At 34.8% G+C, this 18,003-nt stretch carries 18 protein-coding genes and 2 pseudogenes; 6 read left to right on the top strand and 14 right to left on the bottom strand.

Annotated features, from left to right (window positions below):
- Window positions 1–11 precede the first annotated feature (11 nt).
- Genes dapB through Q0Y61_RS01025 form a run of 3 tightly spaced genes read left to right on the top strand, consistent with a single transcriptional unit; the run spans window position 12 to window position 3,160 of the window.
- Window positions 12–779: a 4-hydroxy-tetrahydrodipicolinate reductase gene (gene dapB / locus Q0Y61_RS01035; RefSeq protein WP_297809968.1), complete on the top strand. Its 768-nt coding sequence runs from the start codon at window positions 12–14 to the stop codon at window positions 777–779.
- A 2-nt stretch (window positions 780–781) separates the two neighbouring features.
- Window positions 782–2,197, top strand: coding sequence for an amidophosphoribosyltransferase (gene purF, locus Q0Y61_RS01030; protein ID WP_297809965.1), 1,416 nt, complete (start codon window positions 782–784; stop codon window positions 2,195–2,197).
- Between the two features lie 9 nt (window positions 2,198–2,206).
- On the top strand, window positions 2,207–3,160 hold the full coding sequence (locus Q0Y61_RS01025) for a TIGR01212 family radical SAM protein (RefSeq protein WP_297810327.1): 954 nt from the start codon (window positions 2,207–2,209) through the stop codon (window positions 3,158–3,160).
- A gap of 30 nt (window positions 3,161–3,190) precedes the next feature.
- Here Q0Y61_RS01025 and Q0Y61_RS01020 read toward each other — a convergent pair whose 3' ends face one another.
- Window positions 3,191–4,114: a tRNA-dihydrouridine synthase family protein gene (locus Q0Y61_RS01020; protein ID WP_297810324.1), complete on the bottom strand. Its 924-nt coding sequence runs from the start codon at window positions 4,112–4,114 to the stop codon at window positions 3,191–3,193.
- A gap of 120 nt (window positions 4,115–4,234) precedes the next feature.
- Between Q0Y61_RS01020 and Q0Y61_RS01015 the strand changes: the two genes are divergently transcribed.
- Together Q0Y61_RS01015 and Q0Y61_RS01010 are read left to right on the top strand one after the other, a co-directional pair.
- Window positions 4,235–4,567 carry a DUF5666 domain-containing protein gene (locus Q0Y61_RS01015; RefSeq protein ID WP_297809963.1) on the top strand — a complete coding sequence of 111 codons (333 nt, stop codon included), beginning with the start codon at window positions 4,235–4,237 and terminating at the stop codon, window positions 4,565–4,567.
- A gap of 8 nt (window positions 4,568–4,575) precedes the next feature.
- Complete coding sequence (locus tag Q0Y61_RS01010; protein WP_297809960.1) at window positions 4,576–4,923, top strand: hypothetical protein; 348 nt, start codon at window positions 4,576–4,578, stop codon at window positions 4,921–4,923.
- Between the two features lie 26 nt (window positions 4,924–4,949).
- On the opposite strand, the gene Q0Y61_RS01005 is transcribed toward Q0Y61_RS01010, so the two are convergent.
- From Q0Y61_RS01005 to Q0Y61_RS00970, 9 genes and pseudogenes are all read right to left on the bottom strand, one after another.
- Window positions 4,950–5,270 (bottom strand): hypothetical protein, encoded by a 321-nt coding sequence (locus Q0Y61_RS01005; RefSeq protein WP_297809957.1) that lies wholly within the window; start codon window positions 5,268–5,270, stop codon window positions 4,950–4,952.
- 6 nt (window positions 5,271–5,276) lie between these two features.
- Window positions 5,277–6,977 (bottom strand): ATP-dependent metallopeptidase FtsH/Yme1/Tma family protein, encoded by a 1,701-nt coding sequence (locus Q0Y61_RS01000; protein WP_297809953.1) that lies wholly within the window; start codon window positions 6,975–6,977, stop codon window positions 5,277–5,279.
- Entirely contained in the window at window positions 6,964–8,262 is a 1,299-nt protein-coding gene (mtaB, locus tag Q0Y61_RS00995; RefSeq protein ID WP_297809951.1) for a tRNA (N(6)-L-threonylcarbamoyladenosine(37)-C(2))-methylthiotransferase MtaB, read from the bottom strand. Before mtaB ends, Q0Y61_RS01000 begins: the two co-directional genes overlap by 14 nt.
- Before the next feature lie 9 nt (window positions 8,263–8,271).
- Window positions 8,272–9,975 (bottom strand): mechanosensitive ion channel domain-containing protein, encoded by a 1,704-nt coding sequence (locus Q0Y61_RS00990; RefSeq protein ID WP_297809947.1) that lies wholly within the window; start codon window positions 9,973–9,975, stop codon window positions 8,272–8,274.
- Window positions 9,972–11,018, bottom strand: coding sequence for a 3-dehydroquinate synthase (gene aroB / locus Q0Y61_RS00985; RefSeq protein ID WP_297809944.1), 1,047 nt, complete (start codon window positions 11,016–11,018; stop codon window positions 9,972–9,974). The genes Q0Y61_RS00990 and aroB overlap by 4 nt, the downstream gene beginning before the upstream one ends.
- 161 nt (window positions 11,019–11,179) lie before the next feature.
- The gene (locus tag Q0Y61_RS00980) at window positions 11,180–11,824 is read right to left on the bottom strand and encodes a LysE family translocator (protein WP_297809941.1); all 645 of its coding nucleotides are present in this window, start codon (window positions 11,822–11,824) and stop codon (window positions 11,180–11,182) included.
- Window positions 11,817–12,299: pseudogene (locus tag Q0Y61_RS00975) on the bottom strand (YqcI/YcgG family protein). The gene Q0Y61_RS00980 and the pseudogene Q0Y61_RS00975 overlap by 8 nt, the downstream one beginning before the upstream one ends.
- On the bottom strand, window positions 12,215–12,559 hold the full coding sequence (locus Q0Y61_RS09455) for a hypothetical protein (protein ID WP_366517278.1): 345 nt from the start codon (window positions 12,557–12,559) through the stop codon (window positions 12,215–12,217). The pseudogene Q0Y61_RS00975 and the gene Q0Y61_RS09455 overlap by 85 nt, the downstream one beginning before the upstream one ends.
- Before the next feature lie 208 nt (window positions 12,560–12,767).
- A pseudogene (locus tag Q0Y61_RS00970) lies at window positions 12,768–12,871 on the bottom strand (peptidase C39); the annotation flags it as partial.
- On the opposite strand from Q0Y61_RS00970, the gene Q0Y61_RS00965 reads away from it, so the two are divergent.
- Complete coding sequence (locus Q0Y61_RS00965) at window positions 12,826–13,167, top strand: hypothetical protein (protein WP_297809938.1); 342 nt, start codon at window positions 12,826–12,828, stop codon at window positions 13,165–13,167. The pseudogene Q0Y61_RS00970 and the gene Q0Y61_RS00965 overlap by 46 nt on opposite strands.
- A 20-nt stretch (window positions 13,168–13,187) precedes the next feature.
- Here Q0Y61_RS00965 and Q0Y61_RS00960 read toward each other — a convergent pair whose 3' ends face one another.
- The 4 genes from Q0Y61_RS00960 to rho all read right to left on the bottom strand — a co-directional run bounded on the left by Q0Y61_RS00960 (window position 13,188) and on the right by rho (window position 17,844).
- Window positions 13,188–14,297, bottom strand: a complete 1,110-nt coding sequence (locus Q0Y61_RS00960; protein WP_297809935.1) for an Mrp/NBP35 family ATP-binding protein — start codon at window positions 14,295–14,297, stop codon at window positions 13,188–13,190.
- Entirely contained in the window at window positions 14,294–15,640 is a 1,347-nt protein-coding gene (thiC, locus tag Q0Y61_RS00955; RefSeq protein WP_297809932.1) for a phosphomethylpyrimidine synthase ThiC, read from the bottom strand. Before thiC ends, Q0Y61_RS00960 begins: the two co-directional genes overlap by 4 nt.
- Window positions 15,641–15,758: 118 nt before the next feature.
- Complete coding sequence (gene murI / locus Q0Y61_RS00950) at window positions 15,759–16,514, bottom strand: glutamate racemase (RefSeq protein ID WP_297809929.1); 756 nt, start codon at window positions 16,512–16,514, stop codon at window positions 15,759–15,761.
- Window positions 16,515–16,518: 4 nt separating this feature from the next.
- Entirely contained in the window at window positions 16,519–17,844 is a 1,326-nt protein-coding gene (rho, locus tag Q0Y61_RS00945; protein ID WP_297809926.1) for a transcription termination factor Rho, read from the bottom strand.
- Window positions 17,845–18,003 lie beyond the last annotated feature (159 nt).

Here is an 18,003-nt window from a genome sequence, read left to right as displayed (position 1 = left end):
GAGTATTTTTTATGTTAGGCATTGGAGTCTTTGGAGCTGGTGGGCGTGTTGGAAAATTGGTTGTGGATTTGGCAAGAAGAAGTCAAGACATAAAATTAGAATGCGTGTATGTGCGTAAAGATTTAGATTTTTCTATTGACCCAGGTGTTTTAATTACAGGTGATTTGAAAGTTCTGCTTGAAAGCTCTGATGTAGTTATTGATTTTACAACCGCAGAAGGCACTAGGGCATTGCTGGAAGTGGCTCTTGATAATCCAAAACCAATTGTAATTGGCACAACAGGGTTAGAATTCCACCACGAGAATCTCATTAGAGAAGCTTCTAAAAAAATGCCTATTTTATATGCTAGCAATATGTCTTTGGGTATTGCAGTATTAAATAAAGCAGTTAAATTAGTAGCAAGTGCTTTAAGTGATTTTGATATTGAAATTATAGAAACTCATCACCATTATAAAAAAGATTCTCCTAGCGGGACAGCTTTGCGTTTAGCACAAACTTGTGCAAGAGCTAGAAGTTTGGAGCTAGATAAAGTGCGCACAAGTGGTAGAAATGGTAATATTGGTGAGCGCAGTAAAGATGAGATCGGTGTAATGTCCTTGCGTGGAGGAGATGTTGCTGGAATCCATAATGTTGGGTTTTATGGTGAGGGAGAATATTTAGAATTAATCCATACTGCTACTTCTCGCACAACTTTTGCACAAGGAGCAATCAAAGCTGCCCTTTGGCTACATAAGCAGTCTAATGGATTATATAGTGTTGAAGATTCATTAGGATTATAAGAGTGCAAAAGCTAGTTAAAAATAAAATTCTTAACAGTCAGCTTTCTGAAAATAATAATTGGAAAGAAGAATGTGCGGTTGTAGGTATTTATAATGCCAAAAATGCTACAAGTATTGCGTATTACTCACTTTTTTCAATGCAACATCGTGGGCAAGAAGCTACAGGAATTGCAACAAGCAATGGTGAAAAAATTACTACAATTAAAAACAGTGGGTTAGTAACAGAAGTATTCTGTGATGAGACTTTAAACAAACTTAAAGGCTTTAGTGCAGTGGGGCATAATCGTTATTCTACCGCTGGGAATGATTCTATTGCAGATTCACAGCCACTCTTTGCACGTTATGACTTGGGTGAAATCGCAATCGTGCATAATGGAAATCTTACAAATGCTCGTCAAATTCGTAATGAACTTATTAAAGAGGGAGCAATTTTCCAAAGTTATATGGATACGGAAAATTTGATTCATTTGATTGCAAGAGCTAAGCAAGAACATTTGATAGATAGAATCAAAGAAGTGGTTTTACAGCTTAAAGGAGCGTTTTGTTTTGTAATATTAAGCCGTAAAAAAATGTTTGTGATTCGTGATAGGTGCGGATTTCGTCCCTTAAGCCTTGGAGAAATTATTAATCCCGATGGAAGTAAAGGTTATATTGTTGCTAGTGAAACTTGCGCTTTTGACTTAGTTGGTGCAAAATATTTACGTGATGTGGAGCCGGGTGAAATGCTAATGTTTTCTAAAGAGGGTATGGAATCTCATCGTATTATGACCCCTAGTCCTCATCCTTGTGTTTTTGAATATGTATATTTTGCACGTCCTGATAGTCGCGTGTTTGGAAAGCTTGTTTATAGTATTCGTAAAAATATGGGTGAAGAATTGGCAAAAGAAAATCCTGTCGAAGCAGATATTGTAATTCCTGTGCCAGATAGTGGTGTCGCTGCTGCACTTGGATATTCTAAGCAAAGTAAAATCCCTTTTGAGCTTGGAATTATTCGCAATCATTATGTGGGAAGAACTTTTATTGAACCAACGCAGCAAATTCGTGAATTAAAAGTAAAGCTGAAGTTAAATCCAATTCGTGAATTAATTGAAAATAAACGTATCATAGTGATTGATGATTCTGTAGTGCGAGGAACAACAAGTCGTCAAATTGTAAAAATTTTGCGAGATTGTGGTGCTAAGGAAATTCATATGAAAATTTCTTCCCCTCCTACCATATGCCCCTGTTATTATGGTGTGGATACACCTAGTGTAGAAGACTTGATTAGTGCAAAAATGAGCAACGAGGAAGTTTGTAAATTTATTGGCGCAGATTCTTTATCCTTTTTGTCTATTGAAGGTTTGAAGCGAAGTATTAGTGTAGAAAATTTCCAATATTGTCAAGCTTGTTTTGATGGTAAATATATTGAGGTAGAATGAGTGAAACAAATGCTAACCTTTGGACGTTATTGTAAGCGAAGATTTGGAAAGCGTGTGCGTAAAGTGCCGATTGCGCTTGCAGGTTTTACTTGTCCTAATATTGATGGAAGTGTAGCGCGTGGAGGTTGTATCTTTTGCAAAAATGAGAGCTTTTCACCCACATTGGGTAAAGAACCAAAAGTTTCTCTTAAGATGAATCCCAAAATGACTGAAAATCCGTTGTTGGAAATGCAACTTAGGCAGTTACAAAGTCAATATGATTGGCAAACTGATTTTCATCGTAAGAAATTTAGTGTAGAAAAATATATGATTTATTTTCAATCTTTTACAAATACTTATGCACCTTTTGAAACTTTAGAAAAACTTTATACTACAGCATTAAATTTACCTAATGTCATAGGAATGTCCATAGGCACTCGCACAGATAGTGTGGATTTAAAATTACTTGATTTTTTAGGGGATTTGGCACAAAAGAGGGGGCAGGAAATTTGGATAGAATATGGAATCCAATCCGTTTATGATGAAACCTTAAAATTCATTAATCGTGGGCATAGCACAGAAAATATGGAATATTGGATAAAAGAAAGCAAAAATCGTGGTTTGAAAACCTGTTCGCATATTATTTATGGTTTGCCCAAAGAGACAAAAGAAATGATGTTGTATAGTTTGGAATCTGTTATCAAATGGGGAAGTGATGGGATTAAGATTCATCCACTTTATATTATTGAAAAAACAATTTTGGCAAATTTGTATGAAAAAGGTGAATATAAACCAATCTCTTTAAACGATTATATTGATTTGATTGTGGAATCTTTAAAGAGGATTCCTAAAAATATTGTCATTCATCGTGTAAGTGCTGGTGTGCGTGATAATACCTTACTTGCACCTAAATGGTGCTTTGATAAGAATATTCAAATGCGTGCAATTCGTGATGCTTTAAGAAATGCAGGTATTGAATATTGAATAAATATTCAATTTGAAATACTAATTAAACTAATGTTCAAATGTAGTGGTGCTAAAAAACTCTATTATTGCTTCTCGCATAAGAGTAGGGTTAGTAATAGTATTTACAAGCATTCTAAATTCGCTTGCGCCTTTTAATCCTTTAGAATAAGCGTGTAAGTTCTTACGAAACATAATTGCTCCATAATCGCCTCTAAAAGAAATCGTGCGATTAAAATGTTCTAAACTTACTTTTTGTCGTAGTTCTATGGTTTCATCTTGTAATCCCTCTTTGATTTGGGTAAAAATCCACGGCTTTTCCACAGCTGCGCGCCCAATCATAAGCCCATCTGCACCAGTATGCTTTAAAACTTCTTGACTTTTCTGCACATTATTGATTTCACCATTTGCAATGAGTGGCACATATAAAATTTGTTTCATTAAAGCAATGGAATCATAATCTATTCGCTCTTTTTTATATCCATCTGTTTTTGTGCGACCATGCACCACAGCATAATTAATAGGCGCATCATTAAGAGCATTTGCAATTTCTAATGGGATTTTTTTATCAAAGCCTAATCGCACTTTGACGCTTAAATAAGGAATTTCACTCACTTTTCTGATTAACTTTAAAATTTCTACAAGCTTATTTAAATCCTTTAGTAAAGAGCTTCCACTCCCGTGATTGGAAACTTTTGGAGCAGGACAACCACAATTTAAATCCAAGATTTGAATGTTTTCTTTCAAAGGATTTAGCCGTTCAACTGCACGTGTGATAATGTCCATATCGTTGCCTGCAATCTGCAAGGCAAAAGGATTTTCAAGAGGAGATTTTTCTACCATTTTAAGTGTTTTTTTGTTTTTAAAAGCAAGCGCATGAACGCTAATCATTTCACTAACCGTGATGTCTGCACCGAATTTTTTAACCACCTCACGAAAGGGTAAATCACTATAGCCGGCTAGAGGAGCTAACATAAGAGTGTTTTGGTTAATAATAGATTCCAAAGTAGACCTTTAAAAAATTTGTAGAATCTTAACAAAAAACTAACAATAATTGATTAAAATTTTACCCAATGAATTTCAAAGGAGTTTATAATGAAGTTTTTAAAAGTCGTTGTAGCAGTGTTATTTGGTATAGCAATTAGTATCCCAGCTTTTGCAGATATGGACATACAAGGACAAATTGTTAGTGTCAATAATGCCAACAAAACAATTACAATTTCCGGAATGAATGGTAGCAATATGGTTGTACAAGTTTTTCCTTATACAAAATTAAAAGGCGATGATTGTGGACTATTTGGTAATGATACTTATCATAATTTTGCAGCTTTAAAACCCGGAATGTTTGTTGAGATTGATGGTTATCCTCAAGGGCAAGTATTTGGAGCGCAAGAGATAGAATGGAAGTGCGGTAGAAGGGCTTATTAGGAAATCTTATGCGAATATTTAAATTTGCTTTAGTGTTCTGTTTGAGCGCATTGGCGTGGGGAGATAGCTTTAAATTAGAAGGCACAATTGCAAGTGTGGATAATACGAATAAAACTATCACGGTGGATTCTATTTATGGAGATTCTATCGTTGTGCAAGTTTTGCCCAATACAGAAATTGAATTAGATGATTGTGGAGTATTTGGTATGGGTAAATACGGAACTTTCAAGAATTTATTACCCGGGACTTTTGTAGAAATTAAATTATATTTTCAAAATTTCAACAATGGTAATGAAAGAGCGAATCCTATCGCTTATGAGATTGAGATTGAATGTTATAAAAAACGTGCTTATTAAGTTATAAATATAGAATCCTAAAAATTTTATATTTTAGCAATAATGACTAAGCCAAATTGCGTGAAAATTTTGTAAGTTTGTAAATTAATCTCTCTTTCACTCGTAAAATAGCTATAAACTTTGCAACCATAAGAAATAATTGTATTGAATTGTGGAGAGAGGGAATTTAAATTTATCATTGGTTCAATTAAGATTAAATTTTCTATCCGTTTGTGGGAGATAAGTGCATCAAAAGTATAGGTAATGGCTTGCATACAATGTTTTTTTATGCCAATAACACAAAAATCATTTAAGAGAGATGATGGAATCGTTAAGGATTCTAAATTTACAAAACCAAAAGATTTCATTACGATTTATCCATTAAATTGTGCTTGGACTAATTGCCCAATTTCATTATATTCTAGTTTTTCATTGAGGAGTAAGGAAGTTTTGATGCTTTCCAAAATTGCACGATAATTTTTAAAAAACACAAAACGTTCATTTTTGCATTCTTCTAAAATCTTTAGCACATCTTCTTCTCGTCCTAATAAGTATTCTCCCATACCATAGGATTCTACCATTTGACGTGCTAAGGTTTTTGCGGTATTTAAGTCTTCTTTAGCGTGGGAATAGCGCTCTTGGTAGAGCAATTCAAGTACTGCGATTCCTGATAGGTAAATTTTGATTTTACTTTCTATTTCATTTTTACTCAAAAATTCTTTATCAATAGATTTTAAACCATCACTCATTAGGGTTGCTTTCTCAAAAGGTATTTCCAAGGAATATGCGCTAAAGGCTTTCGCTGCTTGATAATAAGCTAGAATTTCCTTTTCTTTATCGCTAAAGCTTAATTTCTTGCGCACACCTAACATTACTTTGTCTCGCACATTCAAAATATCTTCTTTGGTAATAGTGTTAGAATTGCGTTTAATCGCGTATAATGCAGCTTCATTAATTAGTGATGCAAGGGCTGCACCACTAAAACCTACGCAGAGTTTTGAAATCTCTTCAAAGTCAAAATTGCAAGTTTTATTGCGCGTATGCACTTTTAAAATTTTAATTCTCTCTTGCAAATCAGGCAGTTCTACAAAAATGCGTCTATCGAATCTACCACTTCGCAACAAAGCATCATCTAGAGATTCTACATTATTGGTCGCACCAATAACCATAACTCCTGAACTATCTTCAAAGCCGTCCATTTCTGTTAAAAGTTGATTGAGTGTTGCTTCTCTCTCATCGTTTCGCATACCGCCACGCGCTTTTCCTACAGCATCAATTTCATCTATGAAAATAATAGAGGGAGCATTGAGTTTGGCTTTTGTAAATAAATCATGGACACGTTTTGCTCCCATACCAACATAAATTTGCACAAAGCTTGCACCACTTTGATAAAAAAATGGCACTTTTGCTTCTCCTGCTAATGCTTTGGCAATCAGTGTTTTACCCACACCCGGAACGCCAACTAGTAATACGCCTTTGGGTAGTTTTACGCCAAAATCTTGATATTTTTTAGGTGATTTTAAATAATCAATAATTTCTTCTAATTCATTTTTAGCTTCGCTAATGCCTGCAACATCTTCAAAAGTAAGGTTTGAAGTAATGGGTTGGATATAATGCAGGTTAAAAGCTTCATTAACAAAAGATTTCGCAGTATTTTCATAAGATTCCTTGGGATTTTTGTATTTTGGAGAGTTTTGGCTTGTAATATTCTGTGATTTTATCTTTTTAAAGTTTGAGAAAAAAAACAAAATCACGAGCAAAGCAATAAAGATGATTGCAATTTCCGTTAAGTTTTGCAATAAATCAAAATTACTTTTGATTTCTAAAGGCACTTTTTGTCCAAATTCTTGTAGATTGATGCTACTCTTGGCAACTTTGTATTCTTTGTTATTTAATGTGAAGTATAAATAATCTCCTTTGATGATTGCAACTTTTGGGAGTGTATTTTGTGTGATAGTCTGTGAATGGGTCGCACTAATTAATATTGGCTTACTTTTAAGAGAGAAAATAAAGAATAAAGCTAATGCTAATAGAATCGCAAAGATTCCAAAATACAAATTTTTAAATTTCTGCATAGTTTTTGTCCATTTTTGGTGTGAAGTGTGTAAGTGGAATCCAGCTGTCTTTGTAGATAGGATTTTGCGTGTGAATCTGCACTTTGTTGTAATATTCATCAAAACCGTGTGCAATATGTATGAGACAAGGACTTTGGCTGTTAGATTCTGAATCTTTTGTAGTAACATTCTCTATTAAGACATTGAGTGTTTTGTTTTGTATTTTTAAGTTTTCTCTGAATTTTAAATTATTCTTTACAATTTGAGATTCAATTTGTTGTTTTCTTTGTTTTGCAATATTGTGATGAATCTTATCTCGGAGTTTGGCAGAAGGTGTGTTGTCGCGCGGACTATAAATGAAGCTATGCAAATGTGTCAAGGGCAGAAGAGAAAAATTTACAAAAGCCTCTTGCCATATTTCTTCACTTTCTCCTGGGTGTCCAACAATAAAATCACTTCCTAATGCAAAGCCTCTATCAGCTAACAAGGTCAAAAGCTCTAAATCTGTATCAAAGGTATTTAAACGATTCATAATTTTTAACATTTTAGGTGCAGTATGTTGTAGAGCAATATGTAAATGACGTTCAATCTTTGGATTATCTAGCACATTTAAAAAGTGTTCATCAATTTGTGAAGGTTCTAAGCTACCGATTCTAAGACGTTTTAAGTTTGGAATCTCACAGAGAGATTCTATTAAAGTTGCGATATTTTTGCCAAATTCTTTGCCCCAACTGCCTATATTTGTGCCTGTTAAGATAAATTCAGTAAATCCTTTTTGGGCAAGTTGGCTGATTTGTGAAAATATCTTTTCTTGTGTGAAGCTACGCGCTTTACCGCGCACACTTGGGATAATGCAATACGAACAAGCAAAATCGCAACCCTCTTGGATTTTGATAAAGGCACGACTTTTCCCGATAAAATCACCCAAAATTTCATTTTCTAAGCTTTTTAAATTATCGTTTAAGTAAAAGGAAGTCTTTTGTTTTAAAATTGCATTGATATTTTCTTTATGAGAATGCCCAAAGACACCAAAGACTAGACCTTTATCTAGTAGATTTTGTCCTTGTGTTTGTGTGCCGCAACCCGTAAAATAAATCTTTTTACCTTCTCCTTGTAGTCGGTTGATATAGTTTCTAACTCCGCTTTCTGCATTATTGGTTACGGCACAAGAATTAACAATGACAATATCACTTTCTTCTTCATAAGGTGTTTGACTGAAATCCTTTAACGCATTTATCATCACTTGTGTATCAAATACATTCGTGCGACAACCAAAGGTTTTAAAATAAACTTTTTGTTTTTGCATTAGGATTCTTTAGAAAAAGTGTTGTGGTGGAATCTCGCCATCACTTTTTAAAGAAACGTTTTTAAATGTTTCATTTTCATTTGTGTGTGAGAGATTTTTTTGCTTACCCTCATAAATTGTTGTGCTAGGATAAGCAATTTGAATATCAGGTTGGAGCAAGATTTCATCAATGATTTCAGCACTGATACTACTGCGCAGAGCCAAAGTAGCATAAGCATTCGTTAGATACCATACAGAAATGCGGATTCCATTTGGTTCAAGCAGACTAAAGACTCTTGGCTCTACATTGGTATTGCGCAAACTGAAGCGGTCACGCATTTTAATGAATTGTTTGCGTGTGCTATCTGTATAGCCTTTAGCATATTTTTTGGCACATTCTCTTGCGATATGACAAGCTCTTTCGTGGTTAGAATCAAAAGTAATAGTGAAATCAATTCCGTCCCAAACTGTTTTCATTCCCCCGTGTGTATAGTTGGAAAACATTGTTGTAAAGACGAAGTTATTAGGAATAAAAATAATCCGCCCCGCTCTGCGGTTTTCTTTGTAGGTTGTTAGTGTAATATCCTCATAAAGTGTAATTCTAAGGACAGAAATGTCTAGCACATCGCCCACATAAATCGCGCCTTCTTTAATAACCTTGATTCTATCTCCTGCGTGCACAGAACCGCCCACGACAATTACAATCCAGCCTAAAACAGACATAAAAAGGTCTTTCATTGCAATTGCTAAACCTGCAGATGCAAATCCAAGCACCGTTACGAGATAGCTTACATTATCCAAATAAGCAAAGAGCAAGAGCAAGATAATAAGGGTAATATTGAGGAAGTTGATAATTTTGTTTGTCGTATAGATACGTTCGTTATCGTGGATATACTTACGCACTCCAACCTTGAGAGAAAAAGCAATTCCAATGAGAATTAGAATCGTAATGCCAACATAAATACTTTTGATAAATTGTTCTTTAATTTGAGTTTTTAAGTGTGTTTTGGTTTCCTCCATTTCTTTGGTAAATATTTCTAAGGTTGTGCTAAAGACTTCTTGTGTAGTTTCAAGCACAGTTAAGGCGTTATTATTTGCCTGATAAGTTTTAATAATAGCTTCTTTGTTGGGAAATAGACAATAATCAGAGCTGCAAAGATTATAGAGTTTGTTTAAATTTGATGTGGTGTTATAAATCTCTAAAAGTTTATTAAGAGATTCCTCTTTTTGCTTAAGATATTTTAGATTTTCTTTTAGAGATTGATGATTGTGTCGCAAAATAGTTAATTCCGAATCAACTTTTTTGATATAAGAATAAGCGCGCGCAATAAGTAGGAGGTTTGTAACATTGGGTGCTTCTTCGAACTTTTTAGCTTCTGTCAGTTCGCGAAAAGGAGAATCTTTATAGATGCCCAAAACTTCCTTTTGCTGTTCTAATGCAGTTAAGTTACGTTCTAAAATATTAAGCTGATTTTGTTTTTCAAAGCTTTTGGGTTGTTTTTCTAAAAGGTCAATTTCATTTTGTGTTTGCATAACATTAAAAATTGCTTGTTGGTAAGCCTGATAGTTGGAATATTTTTTCATCCATAAATTATTGGGATTATTTAAGAAATTATCTGCTTCAATGATTTGAGAATCCAGCTGTTTGATAGCTTTTATTTCTTCTACTAGTTCCTCACTTAACGCACTTGTTAATAGAATAAATAGAAAGATTAGGAATCTTATAAGTTTCATTTGGCAAATTTACCCAATATTTTTAAAATAATTTCTTTAGAAATATTTTCTTTAAAACATACATTGCCGATTCCATTGGGTAAAATAAATTTAATACAATCATTAGAGATTTTTTTATCTAAAAAGAATGCTTGATAAAAGGATTCTATATTTCGTATGTTATAGGTTGTTGGAATTTGGTATTTTTGGAGTAGTGTCAAAATTACGTCAAATTCTTCTTGCGTGATGAGGTTTAAGTGTAGGGCAAGTTGATTTGCCATTACCATTCCAATGCCGACTGCTTCGCCGTGTAAATAAGTTCCATAACCGCTCTGTCGTTCAATAATATGTCCAAAAGTATGCCCATAGTTGAGTGCCGCGCGGATTCCGTGTTCTTTCTCGTCCTCTGCGACCACTTTTGCTTTGGTGCTGATTGCTTGATAAATGATTTCTAAAAGTGCGTTTGGATTCATCATATCGGCATTTTGCAAAGATTCAAAAAAGCTTTTATTAAAGCACACCGCCATTTTGATGACTTCCGCCATTCCTGCATTAAATTCGCGTTTGGGCAAAGTTGCAAGGAATCTAGGATTAATATAAACTGCTTTGGGTTGATGAAACAAGCCGATGAGGTTTTTGCCAAAATGATTGTTAATGCCTGTTTTCCCGCCGATGCTAGAATCTACTTGTGCTAAAAGCGTGGTTGGAATCTGAATAAAATCAATTCCGCGCATAAAGATTCCAGAAGCAAATCCTACTATATCGCCAATGACACCGCCCCCAAATGCAATCATCAAAGAATGTCTATCTAGGCGGTGATTGAATGCTGCTTCTAGGATTCCATTAATGGTTTCAAAGTTTTTATAGCTTTCTCCATCTGGAATCGTGTGGCAATAAATCTCCTTGGCTTCTAGATTTGCAAGGAGGGTTTGTAGATGAAGCCCGGCGATTTTAGGATTCGTGATGATAAGGACTTTGCCTTTGTGGGTGAGCTTGGGTAAATCCCCAAAATGAATTGTATAGCTTGGTAAAGTAATGTTTAAAGGATTGGCTTGGGATTCCACTTGAGCGCGCCTTAATAATGAATTTGAAATCAATATTTTAGCAATTTTTTACTTTTTTATTCTTTATGATAATCTAAATCCGATTTAAATTTAATGCCTAAAAGATGAAAACTAGACAAAATCATCAAGCAAGATTCTTTTTATCCAATAAGCAAATTTTATTAAAATGCTTGCAGTAAATAATAAGCCCCAAACACTCCAACAAGCATTAAAATAATATCACTGATGATTCCAATAATGTTTTTATACCGCAATAAAATTGCCTTTTGCATCAAAAGCGCATAGCTCATAAGAATACAGAAATCAAGGAGAATCCATACTGCTACTAGAATGCTTAAACTCGTAAGAATAGAATCGGTGATATGGATAAACTGCGGAAAAAATGCTACAAAAAATAAAATGTCTTTTGGATTGCCTATTGCAATGCCAAAACCCTCTAAAAAGCTAGAGACAAAGGTTTTGTTAGTTTTGGTTTGATTGAATTGCAGTTTGGATTCCTTTTGGGGCTGATTTTGATAGTTTTTCAATGTATGATACAAAGAGCTAAATCCTAAATAAAAAATAAATGCACAACCTGCAATACTGATGAGGGATAATGCAAAGGGAGAAATTTCAAATGCACCTAGAATCACTGCAATGGCAAAGGTTATCAAGAGCAAAGAGGCGAAGTTTGTCCCTATGCTTGTGAAGAATGCTGTTTTGAATCCATACATTGAAGCATTGCGTATCACAAGTGCAACCACAGGACCGGGTGTCGCAATGAGTAGAAAAACCGCTAGAATATAGGCAAGTAAAATTTCAAACATTGGGATTCCCCTTAGAGATTGTTAAAGGGCATTGTAAAAATGTTTCTTGTTTGGTATATAGATAGTTTTCATCTAAAGTATATTGTTTCCACTCAAAGTTGTCTTTTGAACCAAAGAATCCTAATGATTGCGGTAGATAGCCATTGTTATATTGTTTAACTCTATTTCTCATAATTTCTCTTACATTGACACCCTATTTTTTATTTCCATTTGCCACATAATCAAAATTTTCTCTAGAATTTACTATAAATGTAATAAAATCGCCCAAATTTCTATTTTTAAAAATTTGATGATAAGGACAGCTTATATTAAAGAACAACTCTACTTCATTGAAACAAAAGCTCCACGCAGAATTATTTGGATCCATAGGAATATGTTCTAGCCATTTTTTTAAATCATTGTTGTGCAAGAATTGAAGTTGTTGCCACGCAAAAGTTTGCTCTTCAACAAGGTTAGTGAATTGATTCTGAAAAATATAACTAAAGGGTTGTAAATTCTTTTGTGAATCGGAGTAATTTTTGTAAATTCTGTGTATTCAATCATACCCTTTATTAATTTGTTTGGTTGGCAAATAGGGACAAACAAAAATAAGATACCTTGAAGTTTATAAGCTTTAAGCGCAAAAATACAAGGAAAATCTTGATTTTGCATATTGCTTTCAAATCCCTTTAAGGCTTTTTTGAACCATTTTTGAGATATTTTAATGTTTTGTGTTTTTAAGATTTTAAGGTCCATAAAAATAACCTTTTGCTTTTATTGTTTTTGGATAGTCTAATATATTAACAAAAATTAAATTAATATTCTGACCTAGTTTTATATTTTTATTTTCTCTATGTATGAGATGTATATTTTTTACACAAAAAGTATATTTAGCCAAATATTTCTAATAATCTTATCTTAAGGTGCCTAAAAGGAGATAGATTTTGTGCGCAAGAATACAAACTCAATGCAAGCTAAAAGGAGAAAAATGAGATTTAAAGAGCGGGGCAGGGTTAAATTGAATGATTTTAAATCTTTTTTGGGAGCTACAATCAAGGCGTAACTTCCCTAATACCCTCAACAACTACCTTATTCATTACGATACAGACCAAAGATTCTGGGATTTGTTAAATGGTAAAATCTCTGTGGAATCCCATTTACAAGAGTTGATAGATTTAGGTTATACGCATAATAATACGATTCAATGGGGCGAAGATAGAGAGCAGTTTGCAAACTCTTTAACGCATTTCCTCAAAGTCTTTCAAGAGATTTTAGATTCTCATTCTCTCAATGTTCAAGAACTTCAAGCACTAAGCAAACAAGAAAAGATGAATACCTTTTTGAATCATTTGTTAAAGGGGTAGGGTAAAAGCGGGGAATCCGCCTAGCTATTGCAAGCAGACTTGCCATTATCCACAGGCTGAATCGCACTATTATCTGCTAATTTTTTAGCATTGACTTCCTCTATAAACTCCCATAATTCTTTGGCAGCCTTTAGATATTCTTTAGCAGATTTGGAATCTGGCTTGAAATATACGATTGGCTTGCCATTGTCGCCACCCTCACGCACAATAGGTTCAATAGGAATCTGCGCAAGAGTTTTTGTATTGAACTTTTTAGCAACTTCTTCTGTCGTGCCTTTGCCAAAAATATCGTATTCTTCTCCACAACTCGGACAAATAAATCCGCTCATATTCTCTATGATTCCCGCCACAGGAATTTTGAGTTTTAAAAACATATCTAATGCTCTTGCGCCATCATCAAGCGCAACTTTTTGTGGAGTAGAAACAGAGATTCCAGCAGTTACAGGGACACTTTGAGCAAGAGTAAGTTGTGCATCACCAGTTCCTGGAGGCATATCAATTACCATTATATCCAAATCTCCCCACAAAACATCACTTAACATTTGTTCAATCGCGCGAATAATCATAGGTCCGCGCCAAATAAGGCTTTGTCCCTCATCATACAGCACACCCATAGAAATCATTTCAATCCCAAATGCTTGGAGAGGAATAAGCTTTTTAAGCTTGGAATCTACTTCGGGCTTGTTTTTTTCTAAGCCGAGCATTCTAGGCGTGTTAGGTCCATAAATATCCGCATCTAGTAAAGCGACTTTTTTACCCTGCATTGCTAGGGCAATAGCAAGATTGACACTTGTAGTAGATTTACCCACACCCCCTTTGCCACTACTTACCATAACAAAGTTTTTGATTTGAGGAGCTAGATTTTTTGTGCTTTGTGGTTTTTGTTCTTGTGGCTTTGGCTGTTTAATGTCTAAATTAATCCTCTGAATCCCTTGCGCTTTGAGTTTTTGAGTAATGCTGTTTCTAATCTCTTCTGCCACATCAGGTGAAGCAGATGGAATCTCTACACGCACAGCCACAGAATCTCCCTCTACAAGCATTTCTTTGACAAATCCAAAGGTAACAATGTCTTTTTCAAAATTTGGATAAATCACTTCTTTTAGTAAATTAACAAGTTGTTCTTGATTCATAAACTTTCCTTTATTTGATGTTGTTCAATAATTTCTTGTGAAATTTTGTAACTACAAAATTTTGGTCCGCACATAGAGCAGAATTTCGCATCTTTAAAAACCTCTTGAGGTAAGCTTTCATCGTGATATTCACGTGCTCTATCAGGGTCAAGAGCAAGTTCAAATTGTTTGTTCCAATCAAAATTGTATCGTGCATTACTCATTGCGTCATCTTTGATGCGTGCATTGATACGTCCTCGTGCAATATCTGCAGCGTGAGCCGCAATTTTATAGGCAATAATTCCTTCACGCACATCTTTTGCATTAGGCAAGCCCAAATGTTCTTTGGGTGTAACATAACAAAGCATTGCAACTCCTTTCCACGCTGCAATAGCTGCACCAATGGCTGAAGCAATATGGTCATAACCCGCGGCAATATCTGTAACAAGTGGTCCTAAAACATAAAAAGGTGCTTCGTGGCAAAGTTCTTTTTGTAATTCCACATTGCGTTCAATTTCATTCATCGGCGTATGCCCTGGTCCTTCTATCATTACTTGCACATCTTTTTCCCAAGCACGTAAAGCAAGTTCTCCCATTACCTTCAATTCATTGAGTTGTGCTTCATCACTAGAGTCTGCTAAGCAACCCGGTCGCAAGGAATCTCCAAGACTTAAAGAAACATCATAGCGTTGGCAAATATCCAAAATATCGTCAAAAGCTTCATAGAATGGATTTTGTTTATGATAGTGTAACATCCACGATGCCATCAAGCTTCCTCCGCGACTTACAATGCCCATTTTACGCTTGGATAACATCGGCATATGTTCTAGTAAAAATCCGCAATGAATCGTAAAATAACTCACACCTTGTTTAGCCTGTCTCTCCATTACTTCTAGCATTTTATCAATATTTAAGGCATTAATATCGTTTTTTACATCGTGTAAGATTTGATAAATCGGCACTGTCCCTATTGGCACACTAGAACTCTGAATCACGGCTTGACGAATAGAGTCCAAATCTCCCCCAGTGCTTAAATCCATAATGGTATCTGCACCATATTTGATAGAAATCAGTGTTTTTTGCACTTCTTCTTCAATGGAGCTTGCAAGTGCGGAGCTACCGATATTGGAATTAATCTTTGTTCGCACAGAGATTCCAATACCCATTGGCTCTAAATTTGTGTGATTGATATTTGCAGGTAAGATAAGTCTTCCTTTTGCAATTTCTTTACGGATTGTTTCTGGATTTAAATGCTCAATGTTAGCGACATATTCCATTTCTGGTGTAAGGATTCCACGTTTTGCGTAATGTAACTGTGTTTTGATTTTATCTGCTTCTCTAGCTTTTACCCATACTTTTCGCATAGAATTTCCTTTGTATGTTTTTGAATTTATAAATTTTTGTTTTATAGAATACATAAAGTATCAAAATAAAAATAAAATTTAGCTTTCTTTTTAGAATTTATCATAAAAAACAATATTTTTACTTTGTAAGCCATATTTTAGCAATTTGTTCTAACTTTTCCACACAATCACTTGCATAAAAAGTAACTTTCGGAGGAGAATCAAAGGATTTTAGGATATAAAAAGCTTGTAAATATTCCATAATTGCTTCCCCAGAATGAATTAAAAGGGGTTGGTTATGATAATATTTAGAAATAGAATCTGCAAGGAGTGGAAAATGTGTACAACCCAAAATAATAGCTTCTGGTTTTTGTGGATAGTTGGTAAAATAATGCTCCATTGTTGCTTGTAGGATTTTGCCTTTAAAAATTCCTTCCTCTACAATCGGAACAAAAAGGCTTGTTGCAAGTCCAAAAGTATTGCAATAACCTTCGCAGGCTAGAAGCTTGCTATAAAGATTGCTTTGAATTGTTGCTTTCGTGCCTAAAATTAAAATTTTAGAATCTTTATTGGTGATTTTGTTTTTCAGAGCTAAAACGCCTGGTTCAATCACGCCTATAATAGGGTAAGGAGCGACTTTTTGCATCGCTTTTAATCCATAAGCACTTACTGTGTTACACGCAATGACTAACAAATCTAAATCAAAAGATTTAAAAAACTCTAAGGCTTCTAGTGAATATTGTTCAATAGTTTCTGCACTACGCACACCATAGGGGACGCGCGCCGTATCGCCATAATAAATAATTTCATTAAAATTATGCGAATGAATGAGACTTTTTAAGACGCTGATGCCACCCGCACCACTATCAAATACCCCGATTCTATGTGGAATCATTTATTCAGTCTTTCATATTGTCATTCATCATATTTAAAAACTCTTCATTATCTTTGCTTTTTTGCATTTGGGAATAGAGGAAAGTAAGTGCGTCAATTTCATTATTCATTTGATGAATTGCATTGCGAAGCACCCAAACTTTTTGTAATTTGTCGTGTCCTAAAAGTAATTCTTCTTTGCGTGTGCCACTTTTTAAAATGTCCATTGCAGGATAGATTCTACGCTCCGCTATATGTCGCGCTAGAACGATTTCACTATTTCCTGTGCCTTTAAATTCTTCAAAGATAACTTCGTCCATTCTTGAACCTGTTTCAATGAGTGCGGTAGCAATAATTGTCAAACTTCCACCCTGTTCAATATTTCTTGCTGCGCCAAAGAATCGTTTAGGTTTATGCAGAGCATTTGCATCAACCCCACCACTTAGCACTTTGCCACTACTCGGCGTTGCAGTATTATAAGCACGTGCTAGTCGCGTAATGGAATCTAGCAAAATCACGACATCTTTCCCCATTTCTACCATACGTTTTGCTTTTTCTATCACAAGTTCTGCAACACGCGTATGATTATTTGCTGGCATATCAAAGGTGGAGCTATAAACTTCCCCTTTAACACTTCGCTCCATATCAGTAACTTCCTCTGGACGCTCATCTACAAGTAAAACAATTAGTTCTATTTCTGGGTGGTTGTGTGTGATTCCATATGCCAGCTCTTTCATCAGTTCTGTTTTACCCGTTCTTGGAGGTGCAACGATAAGTGCGCGCTGTCCTTTTCCAATCGGAGCAAAAAGGTCTAACATTCTACCTGTGATTTTGAAGCTATTATATTCTAGCTTAATTTGTTCTGTTGGAAAAAGAGGAGTAAGATTATCAAAAAGTGGGCGATTTTTCATTTCCTCTGGTGATTGGTAGTTAATAGCTTCTACTTTTAAAAGAGCATAATATCGCTCTTGGTCCTTTGGGCTTCGAACTTGTCCGGTAATAATATCGCCATTTCTTAAAGTAAATCGCCGAATTTGAGTGCTACTCACATACGCATCGTTTTGTGAGCCAGAGAAATTTTCATCAATTGCACGTAAGAACCCATATCCCTCTGATGTGATTTCTAAAATTCCAGTAAAAAGAATAAATCCACCTTTGCTAACTTGTGTTTTTAGAATCTCAAAAATTAAATCTTGACGCAAAAATTCTTGTGGATTTTCAATGCCTAAAGATTTGGCAATTTCTGCTAGTTTGTTGATGGATTTGGCGCGCAAATCTTCAATCGTGTAGCCTTCCACAGGTGTATGAGTGCGGGTTTTGTGTTCTTTTTTGTTTGGATTATTTTCGCTCATTTGTTCCCTTAAGTTTTATTTAGGATTCTTTTCAAAAGTTTCTTAAAAAATTTGAAAAAGTAGATAGAATTGGATATTGAAATCCATTGAAGCCTTTTAATTTAAAATTTGAAGTAATGGGAGAATTCTAATCTAAAAATATGCACTTGTCAAGATTCT

Origin of the sequence: uncultured Helicobacter sp. (assembly GCF_947367035.1) — a bacterium.
Taxonomy (GTDB): domain Bacteria; phylum Campylobacterota; class Campylobacteria; order Campylobacterales; family Helicobacteraceae; genus Helicobacter_D.
Note: the sequence above shows the minus strand (reverse complement) of the source record. Positions and strands in the feature narration are given on the sequence as shown.